A 16,919-nucleotide genomic window follows, 5' to 3' on the forward strand; every position below is an offset into this window, starting at 1 on the left:
GCGCAAGCCGCACGCTGCGAGGCCCCCGCCGGAAGGCGGGGGCCTCGCAGCGCTGCCGCCGGCACGGCTCCGTCAGCGTGTGCCGTCCTCGTCCGCGTGGTCGGTCCGCTCCGCCAGATCGCCCAGGTAGAGGGCGATGACCTTGGGGTCATTCAGCAGCTCCCGGCCGGTGCCCGTGTGCGAATCGCGCCCCTGGTCCAGCACGTAGCCGCGGTCGCAGATCTGCAGGCAGCGGCGGGCGTTCTGCTCCACCATGATCACGCAGACGCCGGCCCGGTTGATCTCGTGCACGCGGAGGAACGCCTCGTCCTGCCGGACGGGGGAGAGGCCGGCGGAGGGCTCGTCGAGCAGGAGCACGGCCGGGTCCATCATGAGGGCCCTGCCCATCGCCACCATCTGGCGTTCGCCGCCGGAGAGCGAACCCGCTCGCTGCGTGCGTCTGCGGCCGAGCTCCGGGAAGATGTCCGCGACGTAGTCGAAGCGCTCACGGAACGTCTGCGGGCGCTGGAAGACCCCCATCTGCATGTTCTCCTCGATGGTGAGCGTGGTGAAGACGTTCTCCGTCTGCGGGACGAAGCCCAGGCCGCGGGAGACGAGGCGGTCGGCCTTCAGCCCCGTGAGGTCCTCGCCCCGGACGACGACGGTGCCGGAGTGCACCTTCACGAGTCCGAACATCGCCTTGAGCAGGGTCGACTTGCCGGCGCCGTTGGGGCCGATGATTCCGATGAGCTCGCCGGCACGGGCCTCGATGCTGCAGCCGTTGAGGATGTTGACGCCGGGCAGGTAGCCGGCGACGAGGTCGGTCACGGTGACGACGGGCTCCGCCGCAGGGGACGTGGTCATGAGGTCCTCTCCTCTCCGACGGGGGAATCGGCGTCCTCGACGAGCTGTGCCTCGAGCCGGGCCGCGCCGTCGCTGGCACCCAGGTCCACGTCGTGGTGCGCCCCCAGGTAGGCGTCCACGACGGCGGGATCGGACATCACGGTGTCCGGCGGTCCTTCCGCCACCACGCTGCCGGCGGCCATGACGACGACCCAGTCGGCGATGTGCCGGACCATGTGCATGTCGTGCTCGACGAACAGCACCGTCATGCCCTCCTCGCGGAGCCCGGTGATGTGGTCGAGCAGTGACTGCTTGAGCGCCGGATTCACCCCGGCCATCGGCTCGTCGAGCATGACCAGCCGCGGACGGGTCATGAGGGCGCGTGCCATCTCGAGGAGCTTGCGCTGCCCGCCGGACATGCTGGCGGCGTAGTCCTCGCGCTTGGCGTCGAGCCTGAACCGCGCGAGGAGCTCGTCGGCCCGTGCGGTGTTCTCCCGCTCCTGCCTCCTCCATAGCCACGGCATGAGCGCGGTGCGCAGCCGCTCGCCGGTCTGCCCCGTGGCCCCCAGCCGCATGTTCTCGAGGACGGAGAGCTTGCCGAGCACCTTCGTGAGCTGGAAGGTGCGGACCATCCCGAGGTGGGCGACCCTGTGCGGCCGCATGCCGGCCAGCGGTCTCCCGTCGAACTCCCAGGTGCCGCTCTGGGGCGTGTCGAAGCCGGTGAGGAGGTTGAACAGGGTCGTCTTCCCGGCGCCGTTGGGGCCGATGAGCGCGGTGATCCGGTGCCGTGGGATCTCGAGGTGGTCGACGTCCACGGCGGTGAGGGCGCCGAAGGTCCGGCGGACCCCGCGGGCCACGAGGATCGGATCGCGCTTGGCGCATCCGGGCCCGGACGCGCCGTCCTTCGCGATGGCCTCGGCGGTGGGTGTCTGCTGCGGGCTCATGAGAACACCAGCTCCTTGCGATTGCCGAATATGCCCTGCGGGCGGAAGATCATGAGGAGCATGAGGGCCACGCCCACCATGATGTAGCGGAGCTGGCCGGCCTGGACGGTGGAGATGATCGTCACCGTCCCGGACTCGACGAGGCCCACGAGGATGCCCTGGGTGAGGGAGAGGACGATCCAGAAGAGCATCGCGCCGACCACCGGCCCGATGATGGTCGTCATGCCGCCGAGGAGGAGGCAGGTCCAGAGGAAGAACGTGAGCTCGGTGCCGAACCGCGCGGGCTGGACGGAACCGGTGCCGAGCACGAACACGAGGCCGCCGAGGGTGCCCATCAGGCCGCCGATCATGAGCGCCTGCATCTTGTAGAGGTAGACGTTCTTGCCGAGCGAGCGCACCGCGTCCTCGTCCTCCCTGATGCCCTTGAGCACCCGGCCCCAGGGGCTGCGGACGAGCAGGGCGAGGACGGCGCCGGTGAGGACGACGAGCGCCCAGGCGACGATGATGGCCCAGAGCTGGTTGGCGCCCACGACCAGCGGGCCGATCGCGTACTGGCCCGGGGGGATCGGGCTGAGCGCGTAGAAGCCGCGTTCGAAGGCGGCGAGCCCGTTGGCCGCCCCGGTGTACTCGGTGAGCTGGTTGGTGGTGACGACGTATCTGATGATCTCCGCCGCGGCGATGGTGACGATCGCGAGGTAGTCCGCCCGCAGCCGCAGCGTGGGCAGTCCGAGCACCAGCGCGAGGCCGAGGGAGGCCGTCAGTGAGACGAGCACCGCCGCCCAGAGCGGCGCGTCGAAGGTGAGCACTGAGACGGCGAAGGCGTAGGCGCCGACCGCCATGAAGCCGGCCTGGCCGAAGTTGAGCAGTCCGGAGAAGCCGAAGTGCAGGGCGAGGCCGAGTGCTGCGAGTGCATAGGCGGCGGTGTTGGGGTTGATGATCTCCCAGGCCGCGTTCGTGAGGATGCTTGAGAAATCCATGGTGGGTCCTTCGCGGATGCGGCCTCTCAGCCGATCCTGTCCTTTCTGCCGAGCAGCCCCTGGGGTCGGAAGATCAGCACCAGGATCATCATGAGGAGAGCGCCGACGTACTTGAGGTCGGCGGCGAGCCAGATGGTCGAGATCTCCGTGAGGAGACCCACGAAGACCGAGCCGATGAGAGCGCCGTAGATCGTGCCGAGACCGCCCAGCGTCACTGCCGCGAAGATCATGAGGAGGATCTGCTGGCCCATGTTGAACGTCACCCCCGGGCGGTAGAACGCGTAGAGGATGCCGGCGAGCGCCGCGAGCGCGGCTCCGATGATCCACACGAGCCGGATGACGCGGTCCACGTTGATGCCCGAGGCCGAGGCCAGGGCCGGGTTGTCCGCGACGGCCCGCGTCGCCTTGCCCAGGCGCGAGTAGGAGAGGACGAGCGCGATCGCGATGATGATGACGAGCGCGATGAGCATCGAGGTGAGGTTGTTCACCGTGATGCCGAACGGGCCGAACCTCAGCACCTGGGACTGCGCGCCCGGCAGCTGCCGGGTGGAGCCGCCGAAGAAGAAGAGGAGCACATAGCGCATCGTCAGCGCGAAGCCGATCGACACGATCATCATCGGCACCAGGCCGGCGCGCCGGTCCCGGAGCGGCTTCCACAGGACGGTGTCGTTGAGGTAGCCGTAGAGGCCGCCGACCACCACGGCGCCGAGCGCGGCCGCCCAGAAGGGCAGCCCCGCCGCGGAGAGGAAGAAGGCCGCGACGGCGCCGAGGGTGACCGTCTCCCCGTGCGAGAAGTTGTTGAGACCGGTGGTGCCGTAGACGAGCGACAGACCCACCGCGGCGAGGCCGAGGATGAGGCCGAACGTCAGGCCCGCCAGGGCGCGCTCGCCCAGCACCACCCAGAAGCTCCTGCCGGCAGCCGGCGGCGCGGTTCCCTCGGGCTCCGCGCCGGGCTGTGCGGAGTCCGCCTCCCCGGCGGAGCCTCCCGTGCCGGCGTCCCCGCCCGCGTCCGAGGGGGCGGGGGAGGAGGCGCCGTCCTCGCCGGAGCCGGAGCCGAACCGGAAGATCACGCCGGCATTGCTGGTGCTGCCGAAGGAGACCTCCCGGGGATTCGACTCGTCCGGTGCGAGGGAGACGCCGGAGGGCAGTGTGCTCTCGTCGAGTTCGACCGCATAGGTCCCGCCCGCCGGGAAGCGCAGCTCCCAGCGGCCGGCGTCGTCGGTGACCGTCTCCGCGCTGCCGCCCTCGCCCTCGCCGGTGAGGCGGACGCCCTCGAGCGGTTCCCTGTCCTCGTCGCGGAGCGTGCCCTTGATCGAGTAGGCGTCCTCCGTCTCCTGTGCGAGGGGCGAGGCGGCTGCGGGCGGCGCCAGGAGGGTGCCGAGCGCCGCGAGGAGGAGTGCGGCCAGGATCACCGCGGATCGCAGTGGGGCGGGACTCCGCCCGGGTGTGGATGTGTTCACTGGTGGAGGGTCCCGTCCTTCCGAGCGGCACGCGACGCGGGTCGCGGAATGTGCCGCAGATCACATGTGTGAGGGAATGCTACACCGGCCCGAGGCCCTCTCCCGCCCGTATGCGCAGAAGTCTGGTCACAGTTGTGTCTCCGCCTCCCGCAGGACGCCCGCCCGGGCCGTGTCCGTGCCCCGCGCTATCGTGAGGGCATGAGCGCCAAGCCGCAGGATGAGCAGTCGCAGAGGGAGCCCCGCACGGAGCAGCTGAGCAGGGAGCGTGCCGGTGGGAGCGGGGACATCCCGGTCCCCCTCGTCGGTCACCGCCCGGAGGTCGTGCGCTCCGTGGCGCCCTTCGAGGTCGTGAGCGAGTACACCCCCTCCGGGGACCAGCCGACCGCCATCGCGGAGATCACCCAGCGGCTCGCGCAGGGGGAGAAGGACATCGTCCTGCTGGGCGCCACCGGCACCGGCAAGTCCGCGACCACCGCCTGGCTCATCGAGCAGGTTCAGCGGCCCACGCTCGTGATGGCGCCCAACAAGACGCTCGCCGCGCAGCTCGCCAACGAGTTCCGGCAGCTGCTGCCGCACAACGCGGTCGAGTACTTCGTCTCCTACTACGACTACTACCAGCCGGAGGCATATGTCCCGCAGACGGACACCTTCATCGAGAAGGACTCCTCGGTCAACGACGAGGTCGAACGGCTGCGCCACTCCGCGACGAACTCCCTGCTCACCCGCCGGGACGTGGTCGTGGTGTCCACCGTCAGCTGCATCTACGGCCTCGGCACCCCGGAGGAGTACGTGGACCGGATGGTCTCGCTCACGGTGGGGCAGGAGCTCGACCGGGACGCCCTCCTCAAGCGCTTCGTGGAGATGCAGTACACCCGGAACGACCTCGCCTTCACCCGCGGCACCTTCCGCGTGCGGGGCGACACGGTGGAGATCATCCCGCAGTACGAGGAGCTGGCGCTGCGCATCGAGTTCTTCGGCGACGAGATCGAAGCCCTCTACACCCTGCACCCGCTCACGGGGGAGGTGGTGAGGGAGGAGGAGGTCGTCCACATCTTCCCCGCCAGCCACTACGTCGCGGGCAACGAGCGGATGAGCCGTGCCATCGCGGACATCGAGACGGAGCTCAGGGATCGGCTCGCGGAGCTCGAGTCGCAGGACAAGCTGCTGGAGGCGCAGCGGCTGAAGATGCGCACCACCTACGATCTCGAGATGATGCAGTCGATGGGCTTCACCTCGGGCATCGAGAACTACTCGCGCCACATCGACGGCCGTGCGGCGGGCACCGCCCCCAACTGCCTCCTCGACTACTTCCCCGAGGACTTCCTCCTCGTGATCGACGAGTCGCACGTGACGGTGCCGCAGATCGGCGGCATGTACGAGGGCGACATGTCCCGGAAGCGCACGCTCGTGGACCACGGCTTCCGCCTGCCGAGCGCGCTGGACAACCGGCCGCTGAAGTTCGGGGAGTTCCTCGACCGGATCGGGCAGACCGTCTACCTCTCGGCCACCCCGGGGGACTTCGAGCTCGAGCGCTCCCGCGGGCACGTCGAGCAGATCATCCGCCCCACCGGTCTCGTGGACCCGCAGGTGGTGGTGAAGCCCACCCGCGGCCAGATCGACGACCTGCTCGAGCAGATCCGCCTGCGGGTCGACCGCGACGAGCGCGTGCTCGTCACGACCCTCACCAAGAAGATGGCGGAGGACCTCACGGACTACCTGCTGGAGAACGAGGTCCGCGTCGAGTACCTGCACTCGGACGTGGACACCCTGCGCCGTGTGGAACTGCTCTCCGAGCTGCGCGCCGGCGACTTCGACGTGCTCGTGGGGATCAACCTCCTGCGGGAGGGGCTCGACCTGCCGGAGGTCTCGCTCGTCTCGATCCTCGACGCGGACAAGGAGGGCTTCCTGCGGTCCGCGACCTCCCTCATCCAGACGATCGGCCGTGCCGCCCGCAACGTCCGCGGTGAGGTCCACATGTACGCGGACACGGTCACGCGTTCCATGCAGGAGGCGATCGACGAGACGGACCGCCGCCGCGCCGTGCAGATCAAGCACAACGAGGACCACGGGATCGAACCGCGCGCGCTCACCAAGAAGCTCTCCGACATCACGGAGAGGCTCCGCCGGGAGGACGAGGACACGCGGGAGATCCTCGCGGAGTTCGACTACGGCAAGGGCAAGCGGGGCTTCAACGCGACGCTCACGGACGAGCAGCGTGCGGCGCGCGCGGGCCGGGACACGGTGACGCCCCCGGCCGAGGACCTGGTGGAGCTGATCGGCACGCTCACGGACCAGATGCACCAGGCGGCGGCGGATCTCCAGTTCGAGCTCGCGGCGCGACTGCGCGACGAGCTGGGCGATCTGAAGAAGGAGCTGCGGCAGATGAAGGACGCGGGGCACGCATAGGTGAGACGCCGGCACCCGATCGGTGTACCATGAAGCGTTCGGTGAAGGGGAGTATCCCACCCTGGTCCACACTCGTCAGCTCGATCCGGACGGTGCGCGTGCTCTGAGGGCGCGCACTCCGGGTCCGGGTGTGGAGCGGTCTGCCAAGGCCGTGGGAGAGACTTTCGACCGCGTCCATCACGCTCCTCTCTCGAAAGGCATCCATGCTGGAGTTCTTCCAGGACCCCTACCACGTGTTCGAGGTCGTCTCGTCCGTCGTGCTGGTCCTCATCCTCGTTGCCGACCTGCTGCTGGTCGTCAAGCGCCCCCATGTGCCCTCCATGAAGGAGGCGACCCTGTGGGTGGTCTTCTACGTGTCCCTCGCCCTCGTGTTCGCGGGGATCCTCTTCGCGATGGGCGATGCCGAGCACGGCGGGCAGTTCCTCGCGGGCTGGCTCACGGAGTACAGCCTGAGCATCGACAACCTGTTCGTGTTCATCGTGATCATGACCGGGTTCTCCGTGCCGCGGAAGTACCAGCAGGAGGTGCTCATGGTGGGCATCATCCTCGCGCTCATCTTCCGCGGCATCTTCATCGTCGCCGGCGCGGCGGTGATCGAGAGCTTCATCGAGGTCTTCTTCCTGTTCGGCGTCTTCCTCCTGTGGACGGCCTGGCGGCAGGCCTTCAGCGAGGAGGACCCGGATTCGGAGAACGGCCTCATCCGCATCCTGCGCAAGCGCATCAACATCACGGAGGAGTTCCACGAGAACAAGCTGCGCGTGAACATCGACGGCACCAAGTACTGGACGCCGATGCTCATCGTGTTCATCGCCATCGGCTCCACGGACATCATGTTCGCCCTGGACTCGATCCCCGCGATCTTCGGCATCACGCAGGATCCGTTCCTCGTGTTCACCGCCAATGTCTTCGCCCTCATGGGCCTGCGTCAGCTCTACTTCCTGCTGGGCGGTCTGCTGGACAAGCTGCCGTACCTCCACTACGGGATCGCTGCGATCCTCGCGTTCATCGGCGTGAAGCTCGTCCTCCATGCCCTCCACGAGTCGGACTGGTTCCCGGAGTCCTTCCGCCACAGCGTCCCGGAGATCAGCACCTGGACGTCGCTGGGCTTCATCATCGTCTCGATGCTCGTGGCGACGATCGCCAGCCTCATCGCCATGCGGCGGGCGGAGGAGAAGCCCCTCCACCGCGACTGAGCAGGTCAGCGCGAGGAAGGGATCCGGTCGGAGAGACGGACACCCCTCCACCGCGACTGAGCAGGTCAGCGCAGACTGCCCCGCCGCACGCAGCCCCTCCGCACCATCCGGTGCGGAGGGGCTGCGTGCGTGCGGAGCGCGGGCTCTGCGCGAGGAGCCTCAGGCCGCGAAGGGCCCGAACACCGGCGTCCAGGCGCGGATCGTCGTCTCCGCGATGACCCCGGCCTCGGCGTAGGGGTCCTGGCCGATGATCGCGGCGACCTCCTCCTTGGACCCGGCGGAGACGATGAGCAGTCCGCCCGGGGTGAGCTCGTCCTCGAGGGGGCCGGCCGCCAGCAGCGTGCCCTCCTCGTAGAGGCGGCCCAGGGTCTCGCGGTGCGCGGGGCGGATGCCCATGCGCTTCTCGGTGTCCGGTCCGTAGACATAGGTGACGGCGAAGACGGCCACAGTGCCCTCCTGGTGATCGTAGGATTGAGTGGTCCGAGCCTATCTCCCCTTCCGCTAGGAGCTGCACACGTGCCCCGTCTCGTCCCGATCCCCGAGGACTTCGCCACTGCGGACACCGTGTGGGAGGCGTTCGAGGAGCACCTGCGGGACCAGGGGATCACCCCCTACCCGGCGCAGGAGGAGGCGATCCTCACGGTGCTCGCGGGGGACAATGCGATCGTCGCCACGCCCACGGGCTCTGGGAAGTCCACGGTGGCCCTCGCCGCCCTCTACTACGCGGTGTCCACCGGCAGGACCGCCTACTACACCGCGCCGCTCAAGGCGCTCGTGAGCGAGAAGTTCTTCTCGCTCGTCGAGGCGCTGGGTGCGGAGAACGTGGGAATGGTCACCGGCGACACGGCCGTGAACGCGGACGCCCCCGTCATCTGCGCGACGGCGGAGATCCTCGCCAACCATGCGCTGCGACAGGGCGCGGAGCTCGACGTCGCCCTCGTCGTCATGGACGAGTTCCACTACTTCGGGGATCCGCAGAGGGGCTGGGCCTGGCAGGTGCCGCTCCTCGAGCTGCCGCAGACGCAGTTCGTCCTCATGTCCGCCACGCTGGGCGACACCACGGAGATCGAACGCCGGCTCACAGAGCTCACCGGCCGCGACACCGCCTGCATCAGCTCCGCGGAGCGGCCGGTGCCGCTGGAGTTCGAGTACTCGCAGAAGCCGCTGCTGGACAAGCTCTCCGAACTCGTGCGCGAGGACCGGGCGCCGGTCTACGTGGTGTCCTTCGTGCAGGCGCGCACGGTGGAGCTCGCGCAGTCGATCCTCAGTGCCAACCTCACGAGCCGCGAACAGCGGGACCGGATCGCAGAGGAGGTGCGCGGCTTCCGGTTCGGCAAGGGATTCGGGGAGACGCTGCGCCGGCTCGTCCTCGGGGGCGTGGGCGTGCACCACGCCGGCATGCTCCCGCGCTACCGGCGCCTCGTCGAACATCTGGCGCTCACGGGTCTGCTGAGCGTGGTGTGCGGCACGGACACGCTCGGTGTGGGCATCAACGTGCCCATCCGGACCGTGCTGCTCACCTCGCTCACCAAGTACGACGGGCGCCGGGTGCGGCAGCTGCAGGTGCGCGAGTTCCTGCAGATCGCCGGCCGCGCGGGCCGCGCGGGATTCGACTCGGTGGGCTATGTCGTCGCGCAGGCGCCGGAGCACGAGATCGAGAACGTCCAGGCGCTCGCGAAGGCCGGGGACGATCCCAAGAAGCGGAAGAAGGTGCGGAAGAAGCAGGCGCCGGAGGGCTTCGTGGGCTGGTCGGAGCAGAGCTTCCGGAAGCTCGTCGACGGCACGCCGGAGCTGCTCCGCTCGCACATGCGGATCACCCACTCGACGATCGTCAACCTCCTGGCGCGTCCGCACGCGGGGGTCGACACCGTCCGCGACTTCATCGAGCGCACGCACGAGAGCCGCGACCGCCAGCTCGACCTCATGCTGCGGGCGCTGCAGATCGGTCGGACGCTCCTGGCCGGCGGCGTCGTGGAGCGCGTGGAGGTGCCCGGGGGTGCGGAGTACCGGCTGAGCGAGGAGCTGGGCCCGGACTTCGCGCTCAACCAGCCGCTGAGCCCGTTCGCGCTGGCCGCACTCGATCTCTTCGACCCGGAGGGCGAGAGCTGGGCGCTCGATGCGCTCAGCGTCATCGAGGCCACCACCCAGATCCAGTACCACATCCTCCGGGGCCAGCTGGACCGGATCAGGGGCGAGGAGCTCGCCGCGCTCAAGGCCGAGGGCGTCGAGTACACGGAGCGCATGGCGATCCTCGACGAGATCGACGTGCCCCGGCCCAACCGGGAGGTGCTCGAGGAGGCGTTCGAGGCGTACGCGGCCTCGGCTCCGTGGGTGCGCGAGATCGGGATCGAGCCCAAGGCGATCGTCGCGGACATGATCTCGCAGTCCATGAACTTCTCGCAGTTCGTCGCCTACTACGGCCTGGCACGCGTGGAGGGCGGTCTGCTCCGGTACCTGCTGGACGTGGTCCGGGGACTCACGCAGACGGTGCCGGTCGACCGGCGGGGAGAGGAGCTCGAGAGCATCATCACCTGGCTGAGCGACCTGGTGGTCCGCGTGGACTCGAGCCTCGTCGAGGAATGGGAGAAGCTCACGGATCCCACCGAGGCCGTCCCCGAGGAGGCGCTCACCGCCCTGCGGCAGACGTTCACCTCCGATCGCCGCCGGTTCGCCGCGGCAGTGCGCAATGCGCTGTTCCACCGGGTGCTGCTGGCGGAGCGCGCCGCCTACCGCGCGCTGGGCGACCTGGACTCGGGCTCCGGCTGGGGCGCCCGGGAGTGGGAGGACGCGATCGAGGACTTCTACGAGGAGTACGGGGAACTCGGCATCGACCAGGCCGCCCGCAGTCCCCGGCTGGTGCAGATCGAGGACGGACCCGGGGCGCGGGAGTGGACGGCACGCCAGATCCTCAGCGACCCGCAGGGCGACCACGACTGGGCGATCACGGCGGTCGTGGATCTCGACGCCTCCGACGAGGCGGGCGAGGCGGTGCTGCGGATCGAATCCGTGGGCCCGCTCACGGGGAGCTGAGGGCGCGTGGGTCCTCAGCGCGCCCCGGCAGCGGCGGAGAGCCGAGCGGCAGTCTCTGCAACCTGTTGACCGATCTCCGTGAGCTGGCTACCGCTGAGAGGGCCGCGCAGATCTGTCACGGACAGGCACATGACGGCGCGGCCCTCCAAGTCGATGACCGGGGCGTTGACGGTCAGCGGCCAGTACTCACGCTGCGGCTCGATCTCCGCCACCGCGAACGCGCTGCCGAACCGATCGAGCTGATCCTGGATCAGGTGCGTCGCACGCGCGGAGCCGTACAGGTCCCCGGCCAGCCGTTCGACGATCTCGCCGAGGCCTTCTGGTGCGGGGACGAACTGTTCGACGCCGAACCCCCTCATCCGAATTGCAGCCAGCACGCTGCGCAGGTGTGCGCGACCGGTTTCACCGTCCGGGGACCGGGCCAGCCAGGATTCGGCCTCCTCCTCGGAATGGGCGACGAAGGGAGCGGCGAGCGGAGGCCGGAACGCGAGGACGTCGCCGGTGCGCATGCCGATCGCCGGCGGACGCCCGCCATGCGCCGAGTGGCCCGCGCCGGTGATGTCTGCCAGCACGATGTTCTCGCCAGAGCGTGTGAAGGTGAGCACGGTCGCATGCAGTTCTTCTGAAAGGGGAAGCGTGTGGGAACGCGCGATTTCGACGAGGTCGAACGCGTCCCTCGCCGCATCGCCGATCGGTACGAGGCGCGGCCCGAGGTGGTAGGTCTTGGCACGAGGGTCTCTGGTCAGCCATCCCACTCGGGTCAGCTCGGTGAGCATCGGGTGGAGGGTCGCCTTGTCCACGCCGAAATGGCGGGCGAGCTCTGCAAGCGTGCGGCCAGTGCGGCCGGTCGACGCGAGCAGCTCGATCGTCTCCGTGAGGCGTTCGGTCTGCGGTGAGCGGCGAGCCATGGTCTGCTCCCATCTGTAGGTGTGCCCCTCATCGTAGAGGGTGGCATAGTGCCACTATTGACATGCATATTCCCACCCTTTAGGTTCGTAACAGGTTCATCGGACTGCGCGATCAACGGAGATCGCAGAAGGCAGACGGATATGACTGACCCACAGAAGACGGCTCCACAGGACATGGCAGAGTCCGAGGTGCTCGCAGGCAGAAGGGCCGTCATCATCGGCGGCGCCTCCGGGATCGGTTGGGGCGCTGCTCAGCGGTTTGTCCGGGCCGGTGCGCGAGTTGTGATCGCAGACCGAGACGCCCAGGGCGCTCGTACCAGGGCCGAGCAGCTGGGCCGTGGTGCGGAGTGGGCTGAGGCAGACGTGGCGGAAGAACTCACGCTCGAAAGGCTGTTCGCTAAGCACGACACCGTGCACTCGGTCCTCAACTGCGCGGGAGTGAATATCCCGGGCAGGTTGATCGACTACCCATTGGAGAGCTGGCGAACCGTCCTCGAGGTGAGCCTCACCGGTGCATTCCTGGTGGCCAAACATGCGGGTCGTGCCCTCGCCGACGGCGGCACGCTCACCAGTATCGCCTCGCTCAATGCCCGTCAGCCGGCGGCTGGATTCGGAGCGTACTGCGCAGCGAAGGCGGGCCTGACGATGCTCACCGAGGTCGCGGCGCTCGAACTCGCACCCCGCGGCATCCGAGCGAACGCCATCTCGCCAGGGCTCGTGGAGACGCCGCTGGTCACCGGTCTCACCTCGGTGCCGGAGATCCAGGCGGAGTTCACGGACAACACCCCGCTCGGTCGCAACGGCACCGTCGAAGACATCGCGGAGGTCGCCCTGTTCCTGGCTTCGGACGCCTCCTCCTGGATGACCGGTGAGGTGCTCGACGTCAATGGGGGAGCGCATCTGCGCCGCTACCCGGACGTGATGGCCAAGCTCTCGCGCTGACTGCGCCTTTCCTTTCCCATTCATCTCTTTGTGCCGCCTCAGGCACCTGTACATCGGAGACCAGCGATGACGCTCACCGCTCCCACCCGCTTCTGGCCGCCCAGCTCGTCCCGTCCGTCCCGGACAGTCGCCACTACTGCCGGTCTCAGCGTGACAGCGCTGCTGCTTGCGGGGTGCGCCGGCTCGCTCAGTACCGGAGCCGGCGGTGAGGGCGCTGCCGAAGGCGTGTCGTATGGTGCCTCCGCCGAGGAGTACCAAGCAGCTCTGCAGGATCTCGAACCTATCTCCCTGACCTACCAGAGCAATGCGACGGGTCCTGAACGGTACTTCGGCCAGCGGGAGGTGGCGATGGCGGAGAGGGTCGAAGAGCTCTCCGGAGGCATCGTCACCGTCGACGTCAACTGGGCCGGTGCGATCGCGCCCACCGCGGAGGTCGACGACGCCCTCGCCGACGGACGTCTCGACATGGCGTCCTTCAGCTTCAGCTACGAGCCCAAGCTCTATCCGGTGCTCAACGCCGTCGCAGAGTCATCCGTCGATGGCTCGCCGTCCCCGCTCACCGGTGAGCTGGCCTCGCACGCAGCGATGGCGGAGACCGCCTGGAACACTCCGGAGGTGCACACGGAACTGGAGGAGAAGGGCCTCACCCCGCTGATCCCGCATGTGCCCGGCGGTGCCACCGCGCTGGCATGCAAGGAGCCGGTGGAATCGGTCGACGATTTCAGGGGCAAGCAGATCCTTGCCAGCTCGGAGACCCAGATCGCCCAGCTTGAGGCACTTGGCGCGACTCCCGTGAGCATCGATTACACGGAGGTCTTCGACGCGCTGCAGAGGGGAGTGCTCGACTGCTCCTTCACCGCAATGACCGTACATCTGGGAATGGGGGTGCTCGACGTGGCCCCCTATGTGACTCTCCCGGTGACCACCAACTTCGTGCTGGGACCGACTGCCGTCCTCGCGGGCTCTTCCTGGGAGGACCTGCCGCTCCCTGTCCGCCAGTTGGTGTTCGACCAGATGACGGACTGGTCCGTCGATCAGCACCAGGGGTACTACCTCTATGCGCGTGACGCTCTCGAGGCCGTGGGCGAAGCCGGCGGCGAGTTCCTGCAGCTCGATCCAGCTGCCGACGTCCGTCTGCAGGAAGTCAACGCCGAGGTGCTCGCACAGGTTGAGGCATCCTCGGCGTTCGACGGGGCCGCCTACCTGGAGCGCCACGAGGAGGCACAGAGCCGGTGGGCGGACACCGCCGGAGACCTCGGCTACACGGACGCGGGCACATACGCGGACTTCGCCGACTGGTATGAGGGCGACCTCACCGACCTCGCCAGCTCCGGCTACCTGCGAGACTTCTACTCCGTCTACGGCGAGGAGGTCGCTGCTGCCCACCGGCCGGAATGATTTGTCTTCTCGCACGGCCTGCACCTCAAGATTCAGGAGAAGAAGTTCTCATGCACACGTCCTCAGACCAGCGCACCGGCGGCTCCCTGCTCGCCGACTCCCTCCACCGCCTCGGCCTCACCACGGTATTCGCCCTGCACGGAGGGCATCTCGACGCCTTCCTCGTGGAGTGCGCCGACCACGGCGTCACCCTGCTGGACACCCGGCACGAGGCCTCGGCGGGACACGCCGCGGATGCCTATGCCCGTGTGACCGGTGAGCCCGGCGTCTCCGTCACGACCTCGGGGCCCGGCTTCCTCAACACCGTGACCGCTATCGGCAACGCCTACCTCGACCGGGTGCCGATGATCGCGATCGTGGGCGCCCCGCCGCTGCGGGAGACGGAGACCAACCCTCTGCAGGGCGGGATCGACCAGATCACAGTGGCCGCGCCGATGACGAAGTGGTCCTACCGGGTGACGCATCCCTGGCGGATTCCGGAGATCCTCGCCCTCGCAGTGGCGAAGGCGAAGGGTGGGGTACCCGGCCCCGTCCTTCTCGAGATCCCCATCGATGTGCTCTTCGACACCGCTCCGGTCACCGAGGTGCGGTTCCCCGCAGTGGGCACCGTCGCCTCGGGCGGCCACGCTGCTCCCGCACAGGTCGAGCAGATCGCACAGGCCCTCTGCGAGGCCCAGCGCCCGCTCATCGTGGCGGGAGGCGGAGTGAGCTTTCCGCGTGCGCAGGAGGAGCTGCGGGCGCTCGCCGAGGCCCTGCAGATCCCGGTACTCACCCCGAACAAGTCCGAAGGGGTCATCCCCTCGAGCTCTCCGCTCCATGCCGGTGGGCTCTCCACACTGCTGGCATGCGTCGCGGCGGGGCAGGCACCTGACGTGGTGCTGGTGCTCGGCCAACGACAGGGGATGTTCACCGGCGGGCGGGCATCGCTGTTCCCCGGTGCGCGGGTGTTCCAGGTCGATCAGGATGCCGCGGAGATCGGTCGGATCGCCGATGTGGAGCTGGGGGTGGTGGCAGACAGCCGTGCCGTACTCGTCCAGCTCGCGGAGGCGCTTGTCGGGCGGCCGACGGCCGGCGAGCGCGCCGCCTGGCTGGAGCAGGTGCAGACGGGACGTGCCGCGCATGCGGCGCAGTTCGCGGACTCGACTACGCAGAGCGGTCGGATGCACCCTTACCACGCGGCGAAGGCGGTGGTGGACGCCGCACCGAACGGCTCGACCTTCGTGCTCGACGGGGCTGAGAACGCCTCGTGGGCCTCCTACCATGTCACCTCCGAGAACGCTGGCGATGTCCTCCGCCTCGGCTATCTCGGCTGCCTGGGCATCGGCCCCGGCTTCGCCATCGGGGCACATTCGGCGACCGGTCGGCCCACCGTCGTGATCACCGGTGACGGTGCTGCCGGCTTCAACCTCCAGGAATTCGACACCATGGTCCGGCATGGGCTCCCCATCGTCACAGTCGTGTTCAACAACACCGTTTGGGGCATGTCCGTCCACGGTCAGGAAGCGGTCTACGGCGAACGCGGAGTGGTGGTGAGCGAGCTGGCCGACACGGACTACCACGAGGTCTGCGCGGCCCTGGGCGGATATGGCGAGAGGGTGCGCACCCTGGAGGAGATCCCCGCGGCCATGCGGCGCGCGCTCGACTCGGGGTTGCCCGCCTGTCTGAATCTGGAGATCGACCCTGACGTGGTGCACCCCACCACGCTGCGGATGCTCGGCGATGTCGATGCGGAGGATGAGATCGTCATCCCCTACTACCAGAACTTCAGGAAGCAGGCCTGATGAACCGCCCCGACACCGTGCGCACGGTGCGGATCGCCGGCCCAGGAGCACTCGAACTCACGGAGGTGCCGCGTCCGGTCCTGGGCGTCGGCGAGCTCCGGGCCCGTGTGGAGGCTTGCGGCATCTGTGGCTCCGACGGGATGTTCGCCGGCCTCGGCCGGATCCCCGCGACCACCCCGTTCGGACACGAGGTGGTCGCCGAGGTGGTGGAGACCGGGCCGGGCACCGACCCGCAGTGGCAGGGGAGGCGTGCGGTGCTGCTGCCCTTCGGCAGCTGCGGGACCTGCGTGCAATGCCGGCAGGGCGAGGAGACTCGGTGTACCGGCGGGTTCGGGAACTACGCCGCTGGGTTCGCCGATGAGGTCGTGGTGCAGGCGGCTGCCGTGCCGGACTGGTGCGTGGTGCCTGACGGCGTCTCCAGCACCGCGGCCTCCCTGCTGGAACCGCTGGCCGTGGCGGTGCGTGCGGTGCACAAGTCGGAGGTGCTGCGAGAGGAGCGCTCTCTTCCGGTGCAGGTGGCCGGTGCCGGGCCCATCGGTCTGCTGGTGGCATATGTTCTGCTGCGGTTCGGGTTCTCCCGGGTGACGGTGGTGGAGCGCAACGAGGGCAAGACCTCTCTGCTCCGTGAGCTGCTGCCGGGGGCGCGCATCCTGACCTCCCTGCCGGAGGAACCGGTGCACTGCCTCTTCGAGTGCGCCGGGGCGCAGCCCGTGCTGGACCACGCGGTGACGCAGGGGGTGGAACGCGGCGGCCGGATCTGCCTGGTGGCGGCCTACAAGGCTGCGCCCACGCTGGATGCCCTGCAGTTCATGGCACGCGAGCTGACGATGATCGGCTCCTTCTCCGCTACCCTCGCCGACGCGGAGTCGGCCTCTCGGATCCTATTCGCCGAGGCGGATGTCCTGCAGTCGCTGGTGACGGATACGGTTCCGCTCGAGGATGTCCAGGGCGCCTTTGACCGGCTCCGCGCCGGTGGCCTGTTGGGCAAGTGCGTGGTCCGGCCATAGGAATGCCCCCGGAGGCAGAGTCTCGGACAGCCCGCTCACGGGGAGGTGAGG

13 protein-coding genes are annotated in these 16,919 nt (G+C 68.7%); 7 read left to right on the top strand and 6 right to left on the bottom strand.

Features of this window, described 5'->3' with window-relative positions:
• Positions 1-72 precede the first annotated feature (72 nt).
• Genes Q0A33_RS11570 through Q0A33_RS11585 form a run of 4 tightly spaced genes read right to left on the bottom strand, consistent with a single transcriptional unit; the run spans position 73 to position 4,203 of the window.
• Positions 73-843: an ABC transporter ATP-binding protein gene (locus Q0A33_RS11570; RefSeq protein WP_291796627.1), complete on the bottom strand. Its 771-nt coding sequence runs from the start codon at positions 841-843 to the stop codon at positions 73-75.
• Positions 840-1,766, bottom strand: a complete 927-nt coding sequence (locus tag Q0A33_RS11575; RefSeq protein WP_291796630.1) for an ABC transporter ATP-binding protein — start codon at positions 1,764-1,766, stop codon at positions 840-842. The genes Q0A33_RS11570 and Q0A33_RS11575 overlap by 4 nt, the downstream gene beginning before the upstream one ends.
• Positions 1,763-2,743: a branched-chain amino acid ABC transporter permease gene (locus Q0A33_RS11580; protein WP_291796633.1), complete on the bottom strand. Its 981-nt coding sequence runs from the start codon at positions 2,741-2,743 to the stop codon at positions 1,763-1,765. Before Q0A33_RS11580 ends, Q0A33_RS11575 begins: the two co-directional genes overlap by 4 nt.
• Before the next feature lie 26 nt (positions 2,744-2,769).
• On the bottom strand, positions 2,770-4,203 hold the full coding sequence (locus Q0A33_RS11585; RefSeq protein ID WP_291796636.1) for a branched-chain amino acid ABC transporter permease: 1,434 nt from the start codon (positions 4,201-4,203) through the stop codon (positions 2,770-2,772).
• A gap of 198 nt (positions 4,204-4,401) precedes the next feature.
• On the opposite strand from Q0A33_RS11585, the gene uvrB reads away from it, so the two are divergent.
• Together uvrB and Q0A33_RS11595 are read left to right on the top strand one after the other, a co-directional pair.
• The gene (uvrB, locus tag Q0A33_RS11590; protein WP_291796639.1) at positions 4,402-6,609 is read left to right on the top strand and encodes an excinuclease ABC subunit UvrB; all 2,208 of its coding nucleotides are present in this window, start codon (positions 4,402-4,404) and stop codon (positions 6,607-6,609) included.
• 203 nt (positions 6,610-6,812) lie between these two features.
• Complete coding sequence (locus Q0A33_RS11595) at positions 6,813-7,802, top strand: TerC family protein (protein WP_291796641.1); 990 nt, start codon at positions 6,813-6,815, stop codon at positions 7,800-7,802.
• A 159-nt stretch (positions 7,803-7,961) separates the two neighbouring features.
• Here Q0A33_RS11595 and Q0A33_RS11600 read toward each other — a convergent pair whose 3' ends face one another.
• Positions 7,962-8,249 (bottom strand): YciI family protein, encoded by a 288-nt coding sequence (locus Q0A33_RS11600; protein WP_291796644.1) that lies wholly within the window; start codon positions 8,247-8,249, stop codon positions 7,962-7,964.
• A gap of 69 nt (positions 8,250-8,318) precedes the next feature.
• Between Q0A33_RS11600 and Q0A33_RS11605 the strand changes: the two genes are divergently transcribed.
• A complete protein-coding gene (locus Q0A33_RS11605) occupies positions 8,319-10,832 on the top strand; it encodes a DEAD/DEAH box helicase (RefSeq protein WP_291796647.1) in 2,514 nt (837 codons plus the stop codon).
• A gap of 14 nt (positions 10,833-10,846) precedes the next feature.
• Here the strand turns inward: Q0A33_RS11605 and Q0A33_RS11610 are convergent, their stop codons facing one another.
• Positions 10,847-11,740, bottom strand: a complete 894-nt coding sequence (locus Q0A33_RS11610) for a helix-turn-helix domain-containing protein (protein WP_291796650.1) — start codon at positions 11,738-11,740, stop codon at positions 10,847-10,849.
• 141 nt (positions 11,741-11,881) lie between these two features.
• Here Q0A33_RS11610 and Q0A33_RS11615 point away from each other — a divergent pair, with 141 nt between their 5' ends.
• From Q0A33_RS11615 to Q0A33_RS11630, 4 genes are all read left to right on the top strand, one after another.
• Positions 11,882-12,682, top strand: coding sequence for an SDR family oxidoreductase (locus Q0A33_RS11615; RefSeq protein ID WP_291796653.1), 801 nt, complete (start codon positions 11,882-11,884; stop codon positions 12,680-12,682).
• A 66-nt stretch (positions 12,683-12,748) separates the two neighbouring features.
• Positions 12,749-14,080, top strand: a complete 1,332-nt coding sequence (gene dctP, locus Q0A33_RS11620; protein ID WP_291796656.1) for a TRAP transporter substrate-binding protein DctP — start codon at positions 12,749-12,751, stop codon at positions 14,078-14,080.
• Between the two features lie 50 nt (positions 14,081-14,130).
• Positions 14,131-15,861, top strand: a complete 1,731-nt coding sequence (locus Q0A33_RS11625; protein ID WP_291796659.1) for a thiamine pyrophosphate-binding protein — start codon at positions 14,131-14,133, stop codon at positions 15,859-15,861.
• On the top strand, positions 15,861-16,868 hold the full coding sequence (locus Q0A33_RS11630; protein WP_291796662.1) for an alcohol dehydrogenase catalytic domain-containing protein: 1,008 nt from the start codon (positions 15,861-15,863) through the stop codon (positions 16,866-16,868). Before Q0A33_RS11625 ends, Q0A33_RS11630 begins: the two co-directional genes overlap by 1 nt.
• Positions 16,869-16,919: the final 51 nt, after the last annotated feature.

This window comes from Brevibacterium sp. (genome assembly GCF_022712115.1).
Taxonomy (GTDB): Bacteria; Actinomycetota; Actinomycetes; order Actinomycetales; family Brevibacteriaceae; genus Brevibacterium; species Brevibacterium salitolerans.